General features: G+C 76.1%; 16 protein-coding genes. 3 read left to right on the top strand and 13 right to left on the bottom strand.

Translation table 11 applies throughout. From position 1 onward, the window contains the following. Window positions 1-169 precede the first annotated feature (169 nt). Window positions 170-2650 (bottom strand): hypothetical protein, encoded by a 2481-nt coding sequence (locus tag UIS43_RS00645; RefSeq protein WP_370012169.1) that lies wholly within the window; start codon window positions 2648-2650, stop codon window positions 170-172. A 205-nt stretch (window positions 2651-2855) separates the two neighbouring features. Between UIS43_RS00645 and UIS43_RS00640 the strand changes: the two genes are divergently transcribed. Beyond that, complete coding sequence (locus UIS43_RS00640; RefSeq protein ID WP_071621799.1) at window positions 2856-3827, top strand: aldo/keto reductase; 972 nt, start codon at window positions 2856-2858, stop codon at window positions 3825-3827. A 196-nt stretch (window positions 3828-4023) separates the two neighbouring features. On the opposite strand, the gene UIS43_RS00635 is transcribed toward UIS43_RS00640, so the two are convergent. The 12 genes from UIS43_RS00635 to UIS43_RS00580 form a co-directional block, all read right to left on the bottom strand. Continuing rightward, window positions 4024-4620, bottom strand: coding sequence for a bifunctional 4-hydroxy-2-oxoglutarate aldolase/2-dehydro-3-deoxy-phosphogluconate aldolase (locus UIS43_RS00635; RefSeq protein WP_013152422.1), 597 nt, complete (start codon window positions 4618-4620; stop codon window positions 4024-4026). Next, window positions 4613-5593, bottom strand: a complete 981-nt coding sequence (locus tag UIS43_RS00630) for a sugar kinase (RefSeq protein WP_071621797.1) — start codon at window positions 5591-5593, stop codon at window positions 4613-4615. Before UIS43_RS00630 ends, UIS43_RS00635 begins: the two co-directional genes overlap by 8 nt. Continuing rightward, on the bottom strand, window positions 5590-6450 hold the full coding sequence (locus tag UIS43_RS00625) for an SMP-30/gluconolactonase/LRE family protein (RefSeq protein WP_013152420.1): 861 nt from the start codon (window positions 6448-6450) through the stop codon (window positions 5590-5592). Before UIS43_RS00625 ends, UIS43_RS00630 begins: the two co-directional genes overlap by 4 nt. A 17-nt stretch (window positions 6451-6467) precedes the next feature. Beyond that, the gene (dgoD, locus tag UIS43_RS00620) at window positions 6468-7613 is read right to left on the bottom strand and encodes a galactonate dehydratase (RefSeq protein WP_013152419.1); all 1146 of its coding nucleotides are present in this window, start codon (window positions 7611-7613) and stop codon (window positions 6468-6470) included. After that, window positions 7610-8341 carry a FadR/GntR family transcriptional regulator gene (locus tag UIS43_RS00615; protein WP_370012167.1) on the bottom strand — a complete coding sequence of 244 codons (732 nt, stop codon included), beginning with the start codon at window positions 8339-8341 and terminating at the stop codon, window positions 7610-7612. Before UIS43_RS00615 ends, dgoD begins: the two co-directional genes overlap by 4 nt. Before the next feature lie 25 nt (window positions 8342-8366). Then, window positions 8367-9122 carry an SDR family NAD(P)-dependent oxidoreductase gene (locus tag UIS43_RS00610; protein WP_013152417.1) on the bottom strand — a complete coding sequence of 252 codons (756 nt, stop codon included), beginning with the start codon at window positions 9120-9122 and terminating at the stop codon, window positions 8367-8369. 68 nt (window positions 9123-9190) lie between these two features. Beyond that, a complete protein-coding gene (locus UIS43_RS00605) occupies window positions 9191-10471 on the bottom strand; it encodes a hypothetical protein (protein ID WP_013152416.1) in 1281 nt (426 codons plus the stop codon). Then, a complete protein-coding gene (locus tag UIS43_RS00600) occupies window positions 10468-11559 on the bottom strand; it encodes a zinc-binding dehydrogenase (protein WP_013152415.1) in 1092 nt (363 codons plus the stop codon). Before UIS43_RS00600 ends, UIS43_RS00605 begins: the two co-directional genes overlap by 4 nt. A 26-nt stretch (window positions 11560-11585) precedes the next feature. Beyond that, complete coding sequence (locus UIS43_RS00595) at window positions 11586-12596, bottom strand: ABC transporter permease (protein ID WP_013152414.1); 1011 nt, start codon at window positions 12594-12596, stop codon at window positions 11586-11588. Between the two features lie 16 nt (window positions 12597-12612). Beyond that, window positions 12613-14130, bottom strand: coding sequence for a sugar ABC transporter ATP-binding protein (locus UIS43_RS00590; RefSeq protein ID WP_013152413.1), 1518 nt, complete (start codon window positions 14128-14130; stop codon window positions 12613-12615). A 50-nt stretch (window positions 14131-14180) separates the two neighbouring features. Beyond that, the gene (locus UIS43_RS00585) at window positions 14181-15179 is read right to left on the bottom strand and encodes a substrate-binding domain-containing protein (RefSeq protein ID WP_013152412.1); all 999 of its coding nucleotides are present in this window, start codon (window positions 15177-15179) and stop codon (window positions 14181-14183) included. Window positions 15180-15578: 399 nt separating this feature from the next. Then, complete coding sequence (locus UIS43_RS00580; RefSeq protein ID WP_370012166.1) at window positions 15579-19262, bottom strand: BTAD domain-containing putative transcriptional regulator; 3684 nt, start codon at window positions 19260-19262, stop codon at window positions 15579-15581. 251 nt (window positions 19263-19513) lie between these two features. Here UIS43_RS00580 and UIS43_RS00575 point away from each other — a divergent pair, with 251 nt between their 5' ends. Continuing rightward, window positions 19514-20131, top strand: coding sequence for an NADPH-dependent FMN reductase (locus UIS43_RS00575; protein WP_198662429.1), 618 nt, complete (start codon window positions 19514-19516; stop codon window positions 20129-20131). A 112-nt stretch (window positions 20132-20243) separates the two neighbouring features. Beyond that, window positions 20244-21764 carry an MFS transporter gene (locus UIS43_RS00570; RefSeq protein ID WP_117198447.1) on the top strand — a complete coding sequence of 507 codons (1521 nt, stop codon included), beginning with the start codon at window positions 20244-20246 and terminating at the stop codon, window positions 21762-21764. Window positions 21765-22131: the final 367 nt, after the last annotated feature.

Here is a 22131-nt window from a genome sequence, read left to right as displayed (position 1 = left end):
CACCCGACCGAACCAGCGGTCACGGCTCGGCTGTCCCTGCGCCGACCGCACACGGTCACGCACGCCGACGAACCCCGGACCCGGCGGTACGACGCCGCGGAGGTCGTGGTGTGTAGGCCGGTTCCCCGGCGGCAGCGGAGATCGGTTCGGTAAAGGGGACCGGCGGCCCTCACCTCCCCGGCCCCGCCTCCAGCCGGGCGCGCACCCGCTCGGCCTGCCGCAGGTCCTCGGCCGCCTCGTACCCGGCCAGGGCCTCCTCCAGCGCGGCGCGCGCGGCGGCGGCGTCCACCGGTTCCAGGGCCTCGGCCCGCCTGAGGTGCATGTCGCCGACCCGGCGGTGGTCACCGAGGCGCCCGTGCAGTTCGGCGGCCCGCGCCCACCGGTCGAGGGCCTCGTCCCGGCGGCCGCGCCGCAGCAGCAGGTCGCCCAGGGTCGCGCCGAGCCGCGCCCGGTTCTGGAGGTCGTCCGCCGGGTCCCCGGCGGCCGGGTCCAAGGCCCGGACCAGCAGCTCCTCGGCCTCCGCGTCCCTGCCCTGCTCCAGCCGCACCCCGCCGAGCTTGCGCAGCGCGTTGCGGACCGCACGCGGGTCGCCCGCGACCCCGGCGGCCTCCAGCGCCTCCGCGAAGCGGTCGGCCGCCTCCTCGGTCCCGCCGCCGCGCAGCGCGGCGTCGCCGACCGCCTCCAGCGCGGTGAGCAGCACCAGCGGCTGCGGCGGTGCGACGGCGCGGGCCAGTTCCAGGGCCCGTTCGGCGTCCTCGCGGGCCCGCGCGAGGCTGTCGTCGCGCCGGTAGGCGATGGAGCGCTGCACGCACAGCCGCGAGAGCCGGGCCGGGGACAGCCGGTGGGTGCCCAGGGTCTGGTTGAGGAGTTCGGTGTGGGTGTCGACCACGTCGGCGAAGCGGCCGGAGGTGAACCACAGGGCCCACAGGTGCTCGCACAGTTCGGCGGCGCGCTCGTACTCGCCGCGCCCGGACGCCTCGATGACGGTGGCGCGCAGGGCCGCGCGGTCGGTGTCCAGGAAGGCGCGGGCGGCCTCACGGTCAGCGAAGGCGTGCGCGGTGGCCGCGCCTGCTGGGAAGGCCGAGCGGCCGTCGAGGTCGGCCTGGAGCCAGCGGCCGGACAGCAGCAGCCGGTGGGCCGCCGCGGCCCGCTCGAAGTAGTGGGTGAGCACCTCCCGGAGGATCCGGTCCCGGTCGAGCGCCCGCGCTGCGCAGGTCTGCCGGACGCGCGCGGACAGGAACCGGTGGCGGCGCCCGGAGCCCTCCCCGGACACGGTCAGGACCTCCTCCTCGACCAGCACGGCCAGCGCCTCCCGCACCGCGTCGGCGTCGGCGCCGTTCCCGCCCGCCGCCTCGGGCCCCCGCCCCCATTCCGCCGGAGGTCCGAGGCGGGCCAGCCGCAGGGCGAGCGCCTCCCCGAAGTCGGTGTCGGGGTGGCAGGCCAGCGCGACGGCCAGAGCCCCGGGAGCCACCTCGGCCACGGACTCCGCACGCTCCCGGGGCTCCTCGGCGTCCCCGTGCACGGTTCGCGATCCCCCGTCGGAGGTCGCGCCGTCCGAGGGCCTTCGGTCAGCGGTCCCCCCATCGCTCCGCGGTCCTGGAGCGGACGCGTGCTTCTGACCGACCGGCCGGGGCCGGTCCGGCTCCTCCCCTGAGTCGCGCGTCCTGCGGCCGGGGACGCTTCCCGGCTCCCCGTCGGGGGTCGCGCCGGTGGACGGCCTCTCGTGGGCGCTCCTCCCACCAGGCCACAGCCCGGGCGAGGCCCCGGAGGGACACGCCTCCCCGACCGCCTCCCGGTACACGGCCTCCAGCGCCTCCGGTACGCCCATCCGGCGGCGGGCCCGGGAGAGCCTGCGAGCGTAGCGCAGCAGCAGTTCGGGCCGTCCTCCGGCGAGCCGGACCAGTGCGGCCACCGCCGCCCGCTCGTCCTCGCGGCCGGGGGTCAGACGCGCCTTGGCGCACAGCAGTTCGGCGGAGTGCTCCTCGTCCAGCGCGTCGAGTTCGACCAGTTCCTCGTGGACGTGGGGCAGGGCTTCGCCGAGGTCGAGGTCGTGCGCGGTGGCGACCAGGGTCAGGCTCCCCGGGCTGGTGGCGACGAAGGGCAGGACGTCGTTCACCGAACCGGGGCCGTCGACCATGACGGCGACCGCGCCGCGCCGGTCGAACTCGCCGCGCAGCCGCTGGCGCCGCCGGTCCTGGGCGGCCGGGATCTCCTCCTCGGGGACCTCGGCCCGGCGCAGGATCTCGCTGACGGACTCCATGACCCCGTCGCGCTCGACGTCGGCGAAGAAGTAGCCGCCGGGAAAGCGGTGGGGGTCCTCGGAGTAGGAGTCGTGCAGGGCCTTGAGCCCGAACGCGCTGGCCCCGCCGCCCCGGTGCGACGCCTGGACGACCAGCACCCGGGCGTGGGCGCCGCCGTCGGCGACGAAGGCGCGGGCCCGGGCCAGCTGGCGGACGCGGTTGACGAAGAGCGGCGGGGCGGGGACCGCGTAGCGCGGCGGAGCTTCGGTCCCGCTCCCCTCCCGGGCCCCGCCCTGGAGGACGGTGAACGAGAAGTCCCTGCCCTGGAGCAGCGCCCCGTGGCCGGAGACGCCCCCCGCGGTGCTGCGGGTGCCCGCGGACCGTTCGTCGTCACGCCTGTCGTCGCTCAAGGGTCACCTCACGGCCGCGTCACTGCTGGGGCACGGGAAGCCTACCCAGCGGCCCGCGGACGACCCGGCCGCGCGGCCGGAAGGTGACCGCTTCCGGCCACGGCCACCCGGTGTGACACCCCGAGAAGGGAGGAAACACCGGTTTCCCGGCACATGCTGGCCTAGCCTGTCGGCGCATCCACCATTCGACGAAAGCGGGGCGAACATGAACCACGTACGGCTTCGCCAACTGGGAGGGTCATCCCTGCGCGTGTCCCCCCTGTGCCTGGGCGGGAACGTCTTCGGCTGGACCGCGGACGAGCACGCCTCCTTCCAGATCCTGGACGCCTACACCGCGGCGGGCGGGAACTTCCTCGACACCGCCGACTCCTACTCCGCGTGGGTCGGGGGCCACCGGGGCGGCGAGTCCGAGACGGTCATCGGCCGCTGGCTCGCCTCGCGCGGACGCCCCGCCGACATGGTGATCGCCACGAAGGTCAGCGAGCACCCCGACTTCCGCGGCCTGTCCGCGTCCAACGTCAAGGCCGCCGCGAAGGCCTCGCTCGAACGGCTGGGCGTGGAGACCATCGACCTGTACTACGCGCACTTCGACGACGCCGAGACCCCGCTGGCCGAGAGCGCCGAGGCCTTCTCCGAGCTGGTGGACGAGGGCGTGGTGCGCCACGTGGGGCTGTCCAACCACAAGCCCGGCCGCATCCGGGCGTGGCTGGAGGTGTGCGAGGAGCGGGGCCTGCACGCCCCGGTGTGCGTGCAGCCCCTGTACAACCTGGTGGAACGCGGGATCGAGGCCGACCTGGTGCCGCTGGCGCGCGAACGCGGTCTGGCGCTGCTGCCCTACTTCGGCCTGGCCCGGGGGTTCCTCACCGGCAAGTACCGGCCGGGTTCGGCCGACGTGGACAGCCCGCGCGCCGGGAAGGCCCGCGCCTACCTGGACGAACCGCGCGGTCGGCGGGTGCTGGAGGCCCTGGACACGGTCGCCGAGCGGTGCGGGGCCCCCCAGGCGGCCGTGGCGCTGGCGTGGCTGGCGGACCGGCCGTCCGTGGCTTCGGTGCTGGCCAGCGCCCGCGACACCGGCCAGCTGGCCGACCTCCTGCCCGCCAACCACCTGCGGTTGGACGAGGAGTCCGCGGCCCTGTTGACCAGGGCCACCGACCCGGAACCGCCCGAGGACGCCTGAGGCCCCGGACTCCGCAAGCCCCGGCCCGGCGGGCCGGGGTTGCAGGCTCCCCGGGCCGCGCAGGCCCCGCGTGAGTCCCGAGGACTGGGCGCCCGGGCCCCGGGGTCGCGGAGAGGTCCCAGAGGCCCAGGACTCCCCGAGCCCAGGAGGCGCCCCGGTCTCGGGAAGCCCCCGGGCCCCGGGGCGCCGGGCGCGTTCAGACGAGTTCGGCCAGCAGGGGGATCTGCTCGGGGTCGGCCAGGGCCGAGCCGACCGCCACCATCCGCGCCCCCGCGTCGAGGTACTCGCGCGCGTTGCGGGCGTCCATGCCGCCGGTGGCCACGATCCGCAGCTCGGGGAAGGGCCCGTGCATGGCGCGGAACCACGCCGTGCCGAGCGACGTGGCGGGGAAGGCCTTCACCCAGCGGCCGCCCGCCCTGATCACGCCCTGGATGTCGCTGGGGGTGGCCACACCGGGCAGGTGGGGCATCCCCGCCGCCTCCGAGGCGGCCATGACCTCCGCGTCGAAGCCCGGCGCGACGGTGAAGGCGGCACCGGCGTCGGCCACGTCGCGCACCTGCTCGGGGGTGATCACCGTGCCCGCGCCCACGGGGTGGCCGCGCTCGGCCCCAGCCCTGACGGTCGCGCGCAGCGCCTCCAGGCCCTGGGCGTCGCGGGCGGGCACCTCGACCGCGGTGACGCCCAGGTCCCACGCGCGCTCGGCCAGTTCGACCGTGGTGTCCACCGGCATGCCCCGCAGGATCGCCAGTACGCGGTGTCCCCCGAACAGCCCGTCCAGTCCCTGGTCACTCATGTCCTTCTCCTCTCACCGCGGCCACGGCCGCCGAAGCCTGGTCGGTCCACCGGTCGTCGGGGACCGCGAGCAGTTCGTCCACCGACCCCGCCGGGGGCGGGTCGGCCAGGTCGCCCACCACGCGCAGGACGCGCCCGGCGCACAGGTGCCCCAGCCGCAGGCGGCCCCGCGCGTCGAGGCCGCGCAGCCCTCCCGCCAGGTACCCGGCGGCGAAGGCGTCACCGGCTCCCACCGGATCGACCACCTCCACCGCCGGAGCGGGCACGTACTCCTCGTCCTCGCTGTGGAACTCGGTGGCGCCGTGCTCGGCGTCCTTGACCACGAGGCGGTCCACGTCGGGCAGGAGCGCGCGGACGTCGCGGGCGGTGGGGGTGCCCCACAATTCCTCGGCCTCGTCCCTGCCGACGAGGACGACGTCGGCGAGCCGGGCCAGCTCCAGCAGGCGGGGGGCCGCCTGCCCCTCCTTCCACAGGCGGGGCCGGTGGTTGACGTCGAAGCTCACCGTCAGGCCGGGGTCGGCCAGCAGGCGCTCGGCCAGGGCGTCGCAGCCGGGCGAGAGCGCCGGGGTGACGCCCGACAGGTGCACCGCCCCCGCCGTCCGGACGAGGGGGTGCTCGGCCAGTTCGGGGCCCATGGCTGAGGCGGCCGACCCCGCGCGGTAGTAGTGGACCGCGCTGCCCGAGGGTGAGGGGTCCTTGACCAGCAGGCCGGTGGGCCGGTCGGGGTCGGTCCGCACGCCGGACACGTCCACGCCGCGTTCGCGCAGGCTCCGGGTGACCACCCGCCCGAAGGGGTCGTCCCCCACGCCGCTGAGCCAGGCGGCCCGGTGCCCGAGGGCGGCCAGGGCGCACGCGACGTTGGACTCCGCGCCCGCGGTGCCCATGGACAGGAGAGGGGCGCCGTCCAGGGGGACCGGTTCGGCCGCGGTGAGCAGCAGCATGGTCTCGCCGACACAGGTGACCTGGGGCGTCACGGGTTTCCTCCGAAGGGCTGGGCCGCGGGGGCGGACACGTCCACGGGAACCGAGAAGAGGGCGCCGTCGCCGGGCCCGGGGCGGTCGAGGCCGGTCGCGGCTGAGGTGACGAACAGCCGGGGGTCGGGGGCGTCGACGACGCACACGCTGGTGGGCTGGGCGGCGGGCAGGTCCACCACGCGCTCCAGGGTTCCGTCGGGGTCGTAGCGGTGCGCCCTCCCCGCGCCCCAGACCGCGACCCACAGGTGCCCCTCGGCGTCGACCTGCATCCCGTCGGGGCTGCCGTCCCCGACCCGGGCGAAGACGGTCCGCGCACCGGGGGCGCCGTCCGGGGAGATCTCGTAGGCGTCGATGCGGCCCTCGGCGCTGTCGGCGAGGTACATGCGGGCGCCGTCGGCGGTGAAGGCGGGACCGTTGGGGACGGTGTAGCCCTCCAGGACCCGGGTGACCCGGCCGTCGGGGTCGGCGCGGTAGAGCGAACCGGCCCCGGGGGTGCCGTCGTAGGCCATCGACCCGGCCCAGAACCTCCCGCTCGGGTCGCAGCAGCCGTCGTTCATCCGCATCGGCGTGGCCGCGCCGTCCTCGGGCCTGGCCAGCCACTCCGGTGCGCCGCCCTCGGACAGCAGCGCCACGCCCGTGCCCGCCGCCGCGACGAACCTCCCCGGTTCGCCCCGGACGGGGGCGACCGCCCCCAGGGGGACGTCGAGGGCGGCGACCACCTCGGCCGGGCCCGGCGTGCGGGGGTCGAGCCGCAGGAGGCGGCCGGTGAGGATGTCCACCATGAACAGGTCCCGGCCCCGCAGGCGCAGCCCCTCCCCCAGTTCGAAGCGGTCGGTGCTCCACGGTTCGCACAGCATGCGCGTCACTCCCTTCCTCACCACTCCGCGAAGGACCCGTCCTGGTGGCTCCACACCGGCGGCCTCCAGCGGTGGCCGATCCGGTCCGCCGCGCGCACGGCGTCCTCGTCCACGCTCACGCCCAGCCCCGGGGCCTCGGAGCGGTGGATGTGCCCGTCGGGGAAGGCGAAGACCTCGGTGTCCAGGACGTAGTCGAGCAGTTCGGCGTCGCGGTTGTAGTGGATGCCCATGCTCTGTTCCTGGATGAGGAAGTTGGGCGTGGCGAAGGCGACCTGCAGGCTCGCGGCCAGGGCCACGGGGCCGAGCGGGCAGTGCGGGGCCAGCAGGGCGTCGTAGGTCTCGGCCAGGGAGGCGATCCGGCGCACCTCGGAAACCCCGCCCGCGTGGGAGAGGTCGGGCTGGACGACCGCGACCCCCGCCTGGAGCGCGGGCAGGAACTCGGTCCGGCCGAACAGGCGCTCGCCGGTGGCGATGGGCACCGGGCTGGACCGCACGACGTCGCCGAGCAGGTGCCCGTACTCGGGCAGGACCGGCTCCTCCGCGAACATGGGGCGCAGGGGCTCCAGCAGGGGCAGGACCCGGCGGGCGGTGGCCGCGTTGAAGCGGCCGTGGAAGTCCACCGCCACGTCCCGGTCCGGGCCGAGCACGTCGCGCACCCCGGCCAGTCGCTCCACGACGCCGTCGATCTCGCGCACGGTGGCCGAGCGCCCCATCACCCCGGACGCGTTCATCTTCACGGCGGTGAGACCGGACTCCACGCGGGCCGCGACCGCCTCCGCCAGCTCGGCCGGGTCGTCGCCGCCGACCCAGCCGTACACGCGCACCCGGTCGCGGACGGGGCCGCCGAGGAGCCGGTGGACGGGGACGCCCAGCCGCTTGCCCGCGATGTCCCACAGCGCCTGGTCGAGCCCCGCGACGGCGCTGGACAGGATGGGCCCGCCCCGGTAGAAAGCGGCCTTGGTGAGGCGCTGCCAGTGGTACTCGATGGGCGCGGGGTCCTGGCCCAGGAGGAGTTCGGACAGCTCCTCGACCGCGGCGCGCACGGTCTCCGCGCGCCCCTCCACCACGGGCTCGCCCCAGCCCACGACGCCGTCGTCGGTCTCCACCCGGCACATCAGCCACCGGGGCGGGACCAGGAAGGTCTCGATACGGGTGATTCTCACTGAGGTGTCTCCAGATCGTCTACGGCCGCGTCGTCCTCGGTGACGCGGAGGAGGTCTTCCCTGGCCTGCTCCAGCAGGGAGCGCATGGCGGACTCGGCGGCGCGCGGGTCGCCCGCGGCGACGGCATCGGTGACCGCGCCGTGGGTGGGCACCGGGTCGTCGTGGGCGCCCCCGTGGACCAGGCGGTCGCGTTCGGAGAGCCCCGCGGCGAAGAAGACGTCGGTGCGGGTGAACAGCTCGTTGTGCGTGGCCGCCAGCAGCGCGCGGTGCCAGCGCAGGTCGGCCCGCGCGGCCTCCTCCGCCGGGCCGCGGCCGGTGTCGGCGATGTCGGTGAGCGCCGCGCGCAATTCGGCGACGTCGGCGTCGGTGCGGCGCAGCGCGGCCAGGCGCGCCGCGGCGGGTTCGAGGGCGTCGCGCAGTTCGGCCAGCTCGCCGAAGAAGACGTCCCCCGCGCCCGCGGCGATCCGCCACCGGACCACGTCCGGGTCGAGCAGGTTCCAGTCGCCGCGGGGGCGCACGAACGTCCCCTTCTTCTGCCGGGAGCCGACCAGGCCCTTGGCCGCCAGGACCTTGATCGCCTCGCGGATCGCGGTCAGGCTCAGGTCGAGCTCGCCGCTGAGCGCGGCCAGGTCGATCGTCTCCCCCTCGCCGATCCGTCCGGAGAGCACGCGCTCCCCCAGCAACCGCACCGTCTGGCCGTGCACACCGCGCCCCGAGTAGGCCGCCATCACTTCCTCCGTTCCGGGCGTCCCGTCACGACGACGCCTTGTAGATACTCCACCCTCCGTCGACCGGCAGGCTCGTCCCGGTGACGTAGGAGGCCTCCGCGGAGGCGAGGAAGGAGATGACGGAGGCCACCTCGTCGGGGTCGCCGAAGCGGCCCGCGGCGGTCTGCGCGACGCTGTCGCGGCGGTCCTCCTCGCCCACGCCCTCCCAGGCGGCGGTGAGGATGGGGCCGGGCAGCACGCAGTTGACGCGCACCCGCGGCCCGTACTCGACGGCGAGCTGGCGGGTCAGGGCGGTGAGCCCGCCCTTGGTGGTGGCGTAGGCCGGTCGGCCGGGGAGCCCGAACCAGGCGTGGACCGAGGAGGTGATGACGACGCTGCCGCCGCTGGCGGAGAGGTCGTCCAGGCAGGCGCGCACCCCCAGGAACGCGCCCGTGAGGTTGACGGCGAGCTGGCGCTCCCAGGACACGAGTGTGGTCTCGTGGGCGGGCGCCTGCTCGAAGGTGTAGGCGTTGGAGACCAGGACGCCCACCGGCCCGAAGGCGTCCCGGGCCGCCGCCACGACCCCGTCCCAGGAGGCCTCGTCGCTCACGTCGGCACGCACCGCCAGGGCGCGCCCGCCCTCGGCGCGGATGCGTTCGGCGGTCTCCTCCAGGCTCGGGGACAGGTCGGTCAGCACCACCGAGGCGCCCTCGGCGGCCAGGCGGCGGGCGGTGGCCTCCCCGATGCCGCGGGCCGCGCCGGTGACCACGGCGGTGACTCCGCGGTGCCTGGTGTGTGTCATGTCGCTCCGTCCTCTGCTGCGTCCCCGGCCGGGCCGGGAGCGGTCGTTGCTCTGCTGCGCCGCGGTGCTCAGGCCCGGTCGGGCGCGAACACGACGGCGGGCGCGGTGTCGGTGTCGGGTTCGGGGACCACGGCGTCGAAGCGCGCCGGCTCGCCCGGCCGGGTGTGCGCGACCGTGCGGCCGGACGCCCGGTGGACCAGCGCGCCCGCGCGCGAGGACGTGAAGACCCCGCCCAGGCGCCGCCCTCCCGGCTCGGGGGCGCCCCAGCGGGGCTCCTCGCTCCAGAAGCCGTCGGGGGTCACCTCGGTCACCGGCCCCGTGCCGGTGCCGAAGCCGAACTCGACGGCGAGGGAGGTGGACTGCCCCGGTTCGAGCTCGGTGAGCGGACCCAGCGCCTCGACCTCGGTGACGCGGTCCACCGGGCACAGCCCGCCCAGGTGCTCCAGGGGCCGGTCCACGGGGCATTCGAGCCACACCTCGGCCCTGGAGCCGCCGTCCGGGTACTCGGCCCCCTCCCGCACGGCGAAGCGCTGGGTGAGGGTGCCCTCGGCGCCCACGTCGGCCAGCCATCCGGAGGCCGTGGGGAAGCCGACCTTGCCGACCACGTCCTGGAGGGGGACCCGCACCACGGAGGGCGTGTGCTCCACCACCCGGGGGCGGCCGTTGCCCGCGACGAGCGGAACCGTGTGCGGGCCCGGGCCGCTCACGCCCACGTAGACCCCGCGTGCGCCGTCCGGTCCGCCGGGCCCGTCCTGCTGCCCGTCGGACCCGCTCGGCCCGTCGGTCCCACGAGAGCCACCGGAGCCGCCGGGACCGCCGTCGAGCTGGGTGACGTTCCACAGCGCCCACCTGCGCGTGGTGCCGGAGACGTTGACCGCCTCCAGGTCCAGCCGGTAGGCGGCGCTGTCGGGCGCCAGGGTCAGGCGGCGGACGAGCCGCAGCCCCGAGCGCGGGTCGTCCCCGCTGGTGAGGGTGAGCACGGCGGAGCCGTCGGGGGCGGTCGAGGTCTCGGCGGTGTAGGGGCCCGAGTCCAGCACGGAGTCGGGCGGCCCCGCCCACTCGTCGGGCCCGTCCCACCCCTGGGGAGCGGGCCAGGTCTTGTCGCCGCCGACGTTGTTCCACGCGCTCATGGGCCCGTCCACCGGCCCGAGCACCACGCCCTCCACCGGCTGGAGGTCCTCGCCCAGCAGGCGGGGGTTGCGGTACAGGTGCTCGCGGCCGCGGTGGCGCACCGACAGGAGCCGCCCGCCCAGCGCGGGGGCGGCGGTCAACCGCAGCACGCCGTTGTCCAGGACCACGAGTTCGTGCGCCCCGGAGGCGTCGCGCCGCACCTCGACGGGGCGGCTCACCTCTCGGCTCCGTTGACCAGGCACACCTTGCCGCGGCTCTCGCCCGCGGCCAGGCGGTAGGCGGCGTCGGCGTCGGCGAGGTCGAAGCGGTCGGAGACCACCCGCTCCGGGGACAGGCCCCAGCGCACCAGGTTCACCGACAGCTCCGCCATGGCGGGCAGCGAGGTCACCCAGGAGGCGTACAGGGTGAGCTGCTTGTGCAGGAGGGTGTCCGACACCTCGGTCTCCAGGGCGCCGCCCTCGCCGACGAGGGAGACGCGGCCCCACTCGGCGGCGTTCTCCAGGGCCAGGGAGCGGCCCGGGCGCGACCCGGAGCAGTCGATGGCCGTGGCCGCGCCCCGGCCGGAGGTGACGCGGGCGATCTCGTCGGCCGCCTCCTCGGGCGAGGCCAGGGCGTCGAAGACGTCCAGGCCGGCGGCCCACTCGCGGCGGCGCTGGTTGGGCTCCACCCCGATCACGCGGGCCGCGCCCATGCCCCGGCCGATCATCCCGGCCGCCAGCCCCACCGGGCCCAGGCCCACGACGAGCAGGTCGCCGTCGCCGTTGACCCCGATGCGCCGCAGCCCCTCGTAGGCGGTGCCGAACCCGCAGGCGATGAGCGCGCCGTCCACGAAGGACAGCTCGTCGGGCAGGGGGACGCAGGTGGACTCCTCCGCCAGCAGGTACTCGGCGTGGCCCCCGTCGCGCTGCCAGCCGTAGGCCGCCCGGGAGGGGTCCGTGCAGCTGATCATGAAGCCGCGGCGGCAGTTGTCGCACAGCCCGCACCCGGCGATGTGGTACACGATGACGCGGTCGCCCGGGCCGAACCTGCGGCACCCCGGCCCGGCCTGCACGACCGTGCCCGAGGGCTCGTGGCCCGCGACGACGCCCTGGTAGGCGGGGCCCTCGACCCCCCGGTGCGTCTTGTGCTCGTGGTAGATGAAGCCGATGTCGCTGCCGCAGATGCCCGACGCGCCGACCCGGATCAGCACCTGTCCGGGGCCCGGCTCGGGCACGGGCAGGGTGTCCAGGACCGCGGTCGAGTCCCCGGGCAGGCGCACCCCGCGCATGGTCTCGGGGAGTGCGGTGGCGGCGGCCGTGGTGTTCATGACTGTGTTTCCCCCGTTCGGAGCGGCTAGGCGAGGCGGTTGGCCGCGCTGCGCCTGCTGATGACGACGTTGATCAGGACGGCGCCCACGATGATGAGGCCGCGCACCACGTCCTGGAAGAAGGAGTTGACGCCGAGCAGCACCAGGCCGTTGGCGATGACCGTGATGAAGACGACCCCGAGGAAGGTACCGCCGAGCGAGCCGCGTCCGCCGGCCAGGGCGGTACCGCCGATGACCACGGCGGCGATCACGTCGAACTCCAGCCCCGCGGCGGCGCCGCCGTTGCCCGAGCCCAGGCGGGCGGCGAGCAGCACGCCGGTGATGGCCGAGAGCAGGCCGGTGGTGGCGAACAGCAGGACGCGCACCCGGGCCACGTTGAGCCCGGCCAGCTGCGCGGCGGCGGCGTTGCCGCCGGTGGCGTAGACGGAGCGGCCGTAGGCGGTGTACTTGGCGACGTAGGCGAAGACCGCGAAGAGCACGAGCATGACCAGCGCGGCGGTCGGGACGCCCAGGACGGAGCCGCCGAGCACGTCGAGCAGGCCGCTCTCGGGCAGCGGCACGGGGAGCGCGTCGGTCATGTACAGCGCCATACCGCCCAGGACGCTCCACAGCCCCAGCGTGGTGATGAAGGAGGGCACGTTGAACCGGGCCCGGAGCCACCCGGCGAGGGCGCCCCACAGCACGCCCATGGCCAGGGTGAGCACGATGGCGCCGATCACGCCCAGGTTCCACTCGGTGGCGCCCTTGGCCACGATGACCGAGGCGAAGGCGACGGCCGGGCCGATGCTGATGTCGATCTCCCCGGCGATGATCACCAGGGTGACGCCCCAGGCCGCGATGCCGATCGTGGCGGCGTTGCGCAGCAGGCCGAGCTGGTTGTCCAGGCTCAGGAACCCGGAGGCGGAGAGCCCGAGGACGACGTAGAGGATCAGGATGGCGGCCAGGAGGCCGATCTCGTTGAGGCGGTGGCCGTAGCGGCCGATGAGGTCGCCGCGGGCGGAGACCGCCTCGCCGGTGACCTTGGTGGTGGTGGTCATTGGTCTACCTCGCCGTTCACGCCGCCATCGCGGCGGCCATGATGTTGTCCAGGGTGATGTCGTCGCCGGTGAACTCGCCTTGCAGCCGTCCTCCGCGCAGGGCGAGCACGCGGTCGCACACGAGCGGGAGCTCCTCCAGTTCGCTGGAGACGAAGAGGACCGCGGCCCCCTGTCCGGCCAGCTCGCGCACGATGGCGTAGATCTGGGCCTTGGCCTCGACGTCCACGCCGCGGGTGGGCTCGTCCAGCAGCAGGATGCGGCTCCCGGCGTGCAGCCAGCGGCCGATGACGGCCTTCTGCTGGTTGCCGCCGCTGAGGTTGACGATGGGGGTGTCGGTCGCGGCGGCCTTGATCGAGAGCCGGTCGATGAGGCCCCGGCCGATCCCCGAGACGCGGGAGGGGAGCACGGTCCCCGCCTTGGAGGCTCCGCCGAACCAGGTCATGACCATGTTCTCGGAGACGCCCAGGAGGGGGACGACGCCCTCTCCCTTGCGGTCCTCGGGGGTGATGCCCACGCCCAGGCGCTTCATCGCGCGGGGGGTGGGGCGGGCCACCGGCGAGCCGTCCACCTCCACGGTCCCCCGTGAGGGGGTGAAGCCCGCGAGCGCGCGCAGGATCTCGGTCCGCCCCGAGCCCATGAGGCCGCCCAGGCCCAGGACCTCGCCGGGGTGCAGGTCGAAGGAGACGCCGTCGACCTTGGGCGGTACCGCCAGGTCGCGGACCGACAGGAGCGGTGTTCCGGAGGCGGCGGCGCGGCGCACCGGCCTGTTCTCCTCCTTGGTCTCGCCTCCGAGCATGAGGGAGACGATGTGCCGGGTGGTGGCGCCGCGGACCGGCGTGGTCTCCACGACGGCGCCGTCGCGCATGACGGTGACCGTGTCGGCGACCCGGCGGATCTCGTCCAGGCGGTGGCTGACGTAGATGACGCCGACGCCGCGGGAGGCGACGCGCTCGACGGCCTTGAGGACGGTCTCGGCCTCACCGGCGGCGAGCGCGCTGGTGGGCTCGTCGAGGATGAGCAGGCGCGGCCGGGCGCGGAAGGCCCGCGCGATCTCCACGAGCTGCTGCTGGGCCAGGGGCAGTTCGCCGACCCGGGTGTCGGGGGCGATGTCGACGCCGAGTTCGGCGAAGACCTCCTCGGCCCCGGCCCTGATGCGGCCGTAGTCGATGCGCCCGGCGGCCTTGGGCCACGTGCCGAGGTAGAGGTTCTCGGCCGCCGACAGCTCCGGGACCAGGCTGAGCTCCTGGTAGACGGTGCCCACGCCGAGCTTGGCCGCCCGGCGGATGCCGCCCTGGCCGAGCGGCTGGCCGCCGATCTCGATCTCGCCCTCGTCGGGTGTCTCCACGCCGGACAGCAGGCGGATCAGGGTGGACTTTCCGGCGCCGTTGCGTCCGAGCAGCGCGCGGACCTCTCCGGCGCTGATCTCGAAGTCGGCGCGGTCCAGCGCCCGGACGCCGGGGTAGCTCTTGGTCGCGCCGCGGACGCGGGCCACGACGTCGGTGTCGGCCGGGGGCGCGGCGGAGGTGTCGCTCATGGGTACTCCACAGGTGGGACGAAGGGGGCGGACGTGCTCGGACGGCCGGTCTAGGGGACGCCGTCCGGGTGCTCCTCCAGCCACTCCTCGCCGTCCTCGGGCGTGGTGTAGAGGTCGATGGGCGCCTCGGTGACGAACTCCTCGGGCGCCTCGCCCGCGATGATGCGCTCGACCGTCTCCCCGGCCAGCAGGCCGACCGCGATTCCGGAGATGTCGACGTTGGCCTTGAGGATGCGGTGGTCGGACAGCGCGCGGGCCGCGTCGGTGGACATGTCGCTGCCGAAGACCACGACCTCCCCGGCCAGGCCGCGATTGGTGACGGCGCGGACCGCGCCCATGGTGGCGCCGCCCGCCTCCCCGTAGAAGGCGTCGAGGTCGGGGTGGGCGGTGAGCAGGCGCTCGCCCACGTTGACGGCCTCGTCGATGGTGGCGCCCTCCTGGTTGGCGACGATCCGGGCGTCGGGCAGGCGGGCGAAGAGCGCCTCCTCGAAGCCCTCGCGGCGCTGCACGCAGACCTCGACGAACTCGCAGTTGAGGACGCCGATCTGGGGGTCCTCCACTCCCTCGTCCTCGAAGTGGTCCGCGGCGGCGTCACCCAGCAGGCGCCCGAACTCGTGGGGGTCGCCCAGGATGTAGGAGGTCACGTACTCCTTGGCGGCCTCGTCCTCGATGCAGGTGTTGTAGCAGATCACCGGGATCCCGCTCTCGTGCGCCAGGCGCACGGCGGGCACCGAGGCGGTGGCCGAGACGGGGGACAGCACCAGGGCGTCGACGTCGGCCGAGGAGACGACGTCCACGAAGGTGCTCTCCTCCGAGGCGTCTCCGCGGGCGTTGAGCTCCAGGAGCTGGAGCTCGCGTCCGGAGTCGTCGGCGTAGTTCTGCATGCCCTCGCGGACTCCCGCGTAGAAGCCCTGCGCGTCCATGTAGACGACGCCGATGCGGCCGTCCTCGCCGAGCCTGGCGCCGCATCCGGCGAGCAGCAGCACGCACAGGGCGGCGGTGAGAGCGGCGAGCGCGCGGCCCGGGGGGCGCGGCGGTCGTCTGCCCATGGGGTCCTCCTTGGCGTAGGGCGTACGCGCTCACCTGCGCGGACGCCTTCCTCAACTGCAGGAGAGCATGCCAGAGTGACTCAGGTAACGTCAAGAATAAATAGTAATTAATTATTTTTCGGGTGGCGCAGGGCATACCGCAACCCTTGCGGACACGGCGTCGCGGCTGCCTGGAGGCGGGCACGGCGGCACGCGGAGGGAGGCCCGGGTCGGACCGCGCAGGCGGTGGCGCGGCGGGGCGGAGGGAGCGCGGAGGAGGTCGCGGAAGCGGGCGCGGAGGAGGTCGGCGCGCAGACGGGCGCGGCCGCGCGGGAGCGGGCTGGTCAGGGGACCCGCGCACCGCCCCGGGGCACGGGAACCGGCCCTCGGGTCCTCCCCGCCGCACGCGTGTTCGTGCCCTCAGGCCGGGTCGGGGCGCTGCTCCCCGCCGTCGAGGAGGTCCGCGAGGTCCGCGGGCGGGCGCGTCCGCCCCCGGGCGAACGCCCGCGCGAACTCCGCCTCGCCCAGGGCCGCCCGTGCGCGCGCCGTCGCGCGGTCCACGTCGCCCCGTTCAGCGGCGGGCGCCGGCGCGCCCGCGCCCTCGCGCAGGGCCTCGGCGGCGCCCAGGAGCCCGGCGGCCTCGCCGTGGCGGCCGGTGAGCGTGTGCGCGGCGGCCACGCCCTCCAGCGCCAGCGCCAGCGCGCGCGGGTCGCCGCTGAGGCGGGCCGCGGCCAGCCCCTCCCGGTGCAGGCGCAGCGCCTCGGCCGCGTCGCCCCGCAGTTCCGCCGAGAAGCCCAGTTCGGCCAGGGCCAGGGCGGCGCCCGGCAGCCAGCCCACCCGGGCCGACCACTCCGCGATCGGGCGCACGTACCGCTCGGCCTCCTCCAGTCTTCCCCGGCGCCGCGCGCTGAGCCCCAGACCGAGCCGGGCGTACCGCTCCCCCGGCACGTCCCCCTGCCCCCGCACCAGGTCCAGCGCCCTGCGGTGGAGTTCGTCGGCGCGGTCGAGGTCCCCCTCCAGCAGGGCGATCCGGCCCAGCCCGGCCGTGGCCCCGGCGGCCTCGGACCACAGCTCCAGCTCCTCGGCCATGCCCAGGGCCTCCCGGCGGAAGCGGGCCGCGTCGGCGAGGCGGCCGGTGACCTCGGCCGGCGTCGCCAGGACGGTCAGGGCGTTCAGCTGGCCCCAGCGGTCCCCGAGCCCGCGGAAGAGTTCCAGCGCCTCACGCCCGCGGACGCCCGCCGCGTCCAGGTCCCCGCGTCCCAGGGCGTGCGAGGCCCGTGCGGTCAGGGCGGCGGCCAGCCCCCAGCGGTCGTCGCGCTCGCGGAAGACGGCCAGCGCCCGGGTGACCAGGTCCTCGCTGACGGCCCGGTCCCCCCGGCTGTACAGCACGAACCCGAGCATCCAGGCGGCGCGGGCGCGTTCGAGCACGGCGTCGCCGGACGCCCCGGGCAGGCCGTCGAAGGCCCCGAGCGCGGTGCGGGCCGGGGCGGTGTGGTCACCCCCGTCCCCGGCCAGGATCTCGAACACCGCGGCGGTCGCCCCGGCCATGGCCGCCTCCGTGGAGGCGGACCCGCGCACCGCGTCGCGGACGCGCCGGGTCAGGCTGCGGCCCTCCCGGTAGCGGCCGCGCATGTACCAGTACCAGCCCAGGGAGTTGACGAGGCGTGCGGCGTGCCCTCCGGCTCCGCGCACCACCGCCTCGTCCAGGGCCGCGCGCAGGTTGGACGCCTCCGCGTCCAGGCGCCGGAGCGCCTCCCCCTGGGAGGGGCCCAGTATCCGTCCCGCGTACCGGCGGGCGAGGGCGGTGTAGTGGTCCAGGTGGCGCCCGCGCAGGACGTGCGCCTCACCGGCCTCGGACAGGCGCTGGCAGGCGTAGTCGGCGACGGACTCCAGGAGCCGGTGGCGGCGGCCGGTGAGGGGGTCGTCCACGGTCGCGACGAGGGAGCGGTCGACCAGGCTCGTGAGCAGGTCCACGACGTCGGCGGCGTCGATGCCCCCGCCCGAGCAGACGGCCTCGGCGTCCTCGGGGGCGCACCCGCCGGTGAACACGGCGAGGCGGCGCAGCAGGACGCGCTCGCGCTCGTCGAGCAGTTCCCAGCTCCAGTCGACCATGGCGCGCAGGGTGCGCTGGCGCGGGGGCAGGTGGCGGCGGGCGGTGGCCAGCAGCCGGAAGCGGTCGTCCAGGCGCGAGAGCACACCGGTGACGCCGAGGGCGCGCACGCGGGTGGCGGCCAGCTCCAGGGCCAGGGGGATGCCGTCGAGGCGGCGGCACAGCAGGGCGACGTCGGCGGCGTTGTCCGGGGTCAGGGCGAACCCGGGGGCGGAGGCGGCGGCGCGTTCGGCGAACAGGCGCACCGCGCCGGAGTCGCCGACGCGGTCGGCCGGTGTGTCGGCGGAGGGCACGGGCAGGGGTTCGACGCCGAACAGGACCTCTCCGGGCACGCCGAGGGGTTCGCGGCTGGTGGTCAGGACGCGCAGGTCCGGCAGGCGGCCGAGCAGGGCCGAGACCAGGTCGGCGACCTCGCCCGCGAGGTGCTCGCAGTTGTCCAGGACGAGCAGGGCGTGCCTGCCCTCCAGCGCGCCCAGCACGTGGCGCAGGGGGTCCGTCCCGCCGCCGTCGCGGACCCCGAGTGCCCGGGCCAGGGCCGTGACCGGGTCCGGTTCGGACGCGGGGGAGCCCGGCGCGGCCCGCTGGGCCGCGAACTCGACCATGTGCGCCCCGCCGCCGAAGCCGGGGGCGAGCTCGTGCGCGATCGCGAGGGCCAGGCGGGTCTTGCCGACCCCGCCGATCCCGGTGAGGGTGACCAGGCGGACCTCCGCCAGCAGCCGTGCCACCCGCCGCTGCTCCTCCTCGCGGCCCACGAGCGCGGTGAGCGGCAGGGTCGGGAAGGCGCGGCCGGTGAGCGCGTGCGCCGGGGCGGCGCCGGCGGAGGGCGCGGCCCGGGTTCCGGGCGGGGTCCCCGGTCCGGGAGCGGGCGCCTCCGGTGTTCCACGGGCGTCCCCCGCCCGGGGAGGAACGTTCGAGTCCGTTCCGGGCGTGTTCCCCGTACCGGAGGCAGGTGCCTCCGGCGCCCCGTGGACGCCCTCCACCTGCGGCAACGGCTCCCCCGGCGGTCCGGACGCGGTCCCCGGCGCGGAAAAGGGCTCCTCCGGCGTCCCGTGGAAGCTCCCTGCCTGCGGAAACGGTTCCCCCGGTGCCGCGGCGGCGCCTCCCGGCCCCGGCACAGGCGCTCCCGGCGTCGCGCGGACGGCCCCCGCGCGCGGCGCGGGTTCCGTCGGAACTCGGGAGGCGCGTGCCGTCGCGGGCACGGTTTCCGCCGGTGTTCCGGACTCGGAGACGCCCCCGGAAACCGGTGAGGTCGGCTGATGCCGCAGGATGCGGCCGTGCAGCTCGGCCACCTCGGGGCCGGGGTCCACCCCCAGCTCCTCCCGCAGGCGCCCGGCCAGGGCCGTGTGCGCGGCCAGTGCCTCGGCCTGGCGTCCGCCCTCGTACAGGGCGCGCATGTACGCGGCCACCAGCCGCTCGCGCAGGGGGTGCTCGGCCACGAGGGCGCCCAGCGGACCGGTCACCCCGCGGTGCTCGCCCAGGTCGAGCCGGGTGAGGGCGTGTTCCTCCAGCGCGCCCAGGCGGCGCTCCTCCAGCCGGGCGGCCGTCGGCCGGGCGAACTCCTCGTCGGCCACGTCGGCGTAGGCGGGGCCCCGCCACAGTTCCAGGGCCTCGGTGAGCAGCCGGGCCCGTTCGCGGGGACCGGCGGCGTCCTGGGCCGCGTCCGCCAGCAGGTGGAAGCGCTCGGCGTCCACGGAGGCGGGAGGCACGTCGAGAAGGTAGCCGGGCGGGCGGTGGCGGACCAGGTCGCGGGCGCCGGGTTCGGCCTCCTCCAGCGCCCGGCGCAGGGCCCACACCTTGCGTTGCAGGGCGCGTTCGGGGCTGCCGGGCCGGGGCCCGTCCGCCCACAGCCACTCCACGAGCCGGTCCGCCGACACCGGCCAGCCCCGGTGGGCGAGCAGGGCCGCCAGCAGGACGCGGGCCTTGCGTTCGGGGATCGGCACGGCCCGGCCGCCGTCCGTGAACGCGCGGACGGGACCCAGGACACCGAAGCGCATGGCCTCACCGTAGCCGAGGGCGGGGACGCCGACCCGGTGCGGGCCGGGCGCGCGAATCCCGGCCCGGTGCGGAGACCCCCGGCCCGGTGCGGACCGAACGCGAGGCCCCCGGTCGGACACGCGCCGCATGCGCGAGCGCCTTGACCGGGGCCGCCCGGGGCCGGACCGAGTGCGGACCGGGGCCGGACCGAGTGCGGGGGCGGCGAGCGTGGGCGCCGACGACACACCGCCCCCGAGGGAGAGTGATCCCCGTGTCCGCCGACACCACCGCCAGGGCCCCCGCCGCCGCGTCCGGTGACGCGCCCGCCCGCGTGTGCGTCATCGTCGCCAGCACCCGGGAGGGCCGCTTCGGTCCGACCGCCGCCGCGTGGTTCCGGGAGCGGGCCCGCGGGCACGGCGGTGTCGCGGTGGACCCGGTCGACCTGGCCGGGACCCGCCTGCCCGAACGCCTGACGGAGGGCGAGCCCCCGGCCGCCGTGGCGGCGCTGGCGCCGCGCCTGGCCGCCGCCGACGCGTTCGTCGTCGTCACCCCCGAGTACAACCACAGCTTCCCGGCCCCGCTCAAGACCGCCATCGACTGGTTCGTCGACGAGTGGCGGGCCAAGCCGGTCGGCTTCGTGTCCTACGGCGGCGTCTCCGGCGGCCTGCGCGCGGTGGAGCAGCTGCGCCAGGTCTTCGCCGAGCTGCGCGCCGTCACGGTGCGCGACTCGGTGTCCTTCGCCGACTTCTGGGACCGGTTCGACGCCGAAGGCGGCTGGCCCTCCGAGCCCGAGGCCGCCGAGGAGGCCGCCGCGCGCATGCTCGACGAGCTCACCTGGTGGGCGCGGGCGCTGCGCTCCCACCGCGCGGCCGTCCCCTACCCGGCCTGACACCCGTCCCGCAGCCCCCGGCCCGAGCGGCCGCTCCCCCGCCGCCGGGGGCGGACAACCCCATGACCCGCGGCCGACCCCTCCGAGCCGCCCGACGACCCACGGAGAACCGATGACCATCCAGGCCCCGCACCGCCGCGCGACGTGGCGCGAGTGGCTCGGACTGACGATCCTGACCCTGCCCGTGTTCATGATGGCCAACGACGTGTCGGTGCTCTACCTGGCGCTGCCCCGGATCGGCGCCGACCTGCTGCCCTCGGCCGCCCAGTCGCTGTGGATCCTGCACGTGGGCGAGCTGCTGGGCGCCGGGCTGGTGCTGACCATGGGCCGCCTGGGCGACCGGGTGGGGCGGCGCCTGCTGCTCCTGACCGGCCTGGCCGTGTACGCGGCCGCCTCGGCGGCGGCAGCCTTCGCCCCCGACCCCGTGACGCTCATCGCGGCCCGCGCCGTGCTGGGCGCGTCCGTGGCGGTGATCTCGCCGTCCGCGCTGGCGCTGCTGCGGCAGATGTTCCCCGACTCCCGGCAGTTCGCCACCGCCGTGGCGCTGTACCTGAGCGCGTTCTCGGTGGGGATGGCGCTGGGTCCGCCGCTGGGCGGCCTGTTGCTGGAGTTCCTCTGGTGGGGGTCGGTGTTCCTGGTGAACGTGCCCGTGGCCCTGTTCGCGCTGGTGACCCTGCCGTTCCTGCTGCCGGAGTTCCGCGACCCCGGTGCGGGGCGGCTGGACCCCGCGAGCGTCCTGCTGTCCACGGCCGCCCTGGTCCTGGTCGTGTTCGGCCTCCAGGAGGCCGTGTCGCGGGGGCCGGAGCCGCCGCTGCTGGCCGCCGTGGCCGGGGGCCTGGCGCTGGGCTGGCTGTTCTGGCGCCGCCAGCGGCGGCTGGACGACCCGCTGCTGCCCCCGGGGCTGTTCTCCGCTCGGGGCTTCGGGGCGGCGGTGTCCCTGACCCTGCTGATGCTGCTGGTCGCGGGCGGCCCGAACCTGTTCCTCGTGCAGTTCCTCCAGTCCGCCCTGGAGGTGCCGCCGGGCCTGGTGGGCCTGCTGCTGGTCCTTCCCGCCGTGGCGGGCCTGGCGGGCACCATGCTCACCCCGCTGCTGCTGCGGTGGGCGACCGCGGGGCAGGTGCTGGCGCTGTCGATGCCCGTCGCCCTCGTCGGGCTGGTGTCCATGGCGGCGTCCGCCGGTCCCGGGTCCCTGTGGGGGCTGGTCACCGGTACCGTCCTGCTCTCCCTCGGCGGCGGCCCGGCGATGACGCTGGGCAGCCAGCTGGCGCTGTCCGCCGCGCCGCGGGAGCGGACGGGGACGGCCTCGGCGGTGGTGGACGTGGCCTCGGGCATGGGGCAGACGCTGAGCCTGGCGCTGCTGGGCGGGCTGGGGCTCGCGGTGTACCGGGGCGTCCTGGAGGGTTCCGTGCCCGCCGGTGTCCCCTCGGACGCGGCCGAGACCGCCGGTGAGGGCGTCGGCGCCGCCGCGGCCGTCGCCGGTGACCTGGGCGGCGCGGTGGGGGCCGCGCTGCGCGGGGCCGCCGAGACGGCGCTGGGCACCGCGCTCCAGACCGTCTCCGTGGTCGGCGCGGTGGCGCTGGCCTGCACGGTCGTCCTGGTGTCGGTACGGCTGTGGCGGCACCGCCCCGACTGACCGCAGGACAGCAGGTGTGCGCGCCGGAGCCCGTGCGCGGCCCCGGCGCGCACACGTGCCGGGGCCCGCGTCCAGGCGCACCGAACGGCCCCGTGCCGGGACCGACGTGCGGTCGGCCGGGGCGGACCGCTCACCGGATGTGACGGGCCTCCCGCGTCCCCTCGCCGGGTGTTATCCCCGCGCCGGGTCGGGTAGCGGGCCGGGACGGAGGACGACCCGGCCCGGCGCGGCCCTCGGCGGGAACGTCCGGCGCGGCGGGAGGACGGACCGGCCGCCCCCGCGCGTTCGGTCCCCACGCCGACGACCGCTACCGAACAAACTCCGGATACTCACTTAGAGTGATCAAGCCACTACCGCACGCACGGGG

It is taken from the genome of Nocardiopsis sp. LDBS0036, from assembly GCF_041228755.1.
Lineage (GTDB): Bacteria > Actinomycetota > Actinomycetes > Streptosporangiales > Streptosporangiaceae > Nocardiopsis > Nocardiopsis dassonvillei.
The sequence above is the reverse complement of the archived record's forward strand: the minus strand, read 5'-3'. Positions and strand labels throughout refer to the sequence as shown.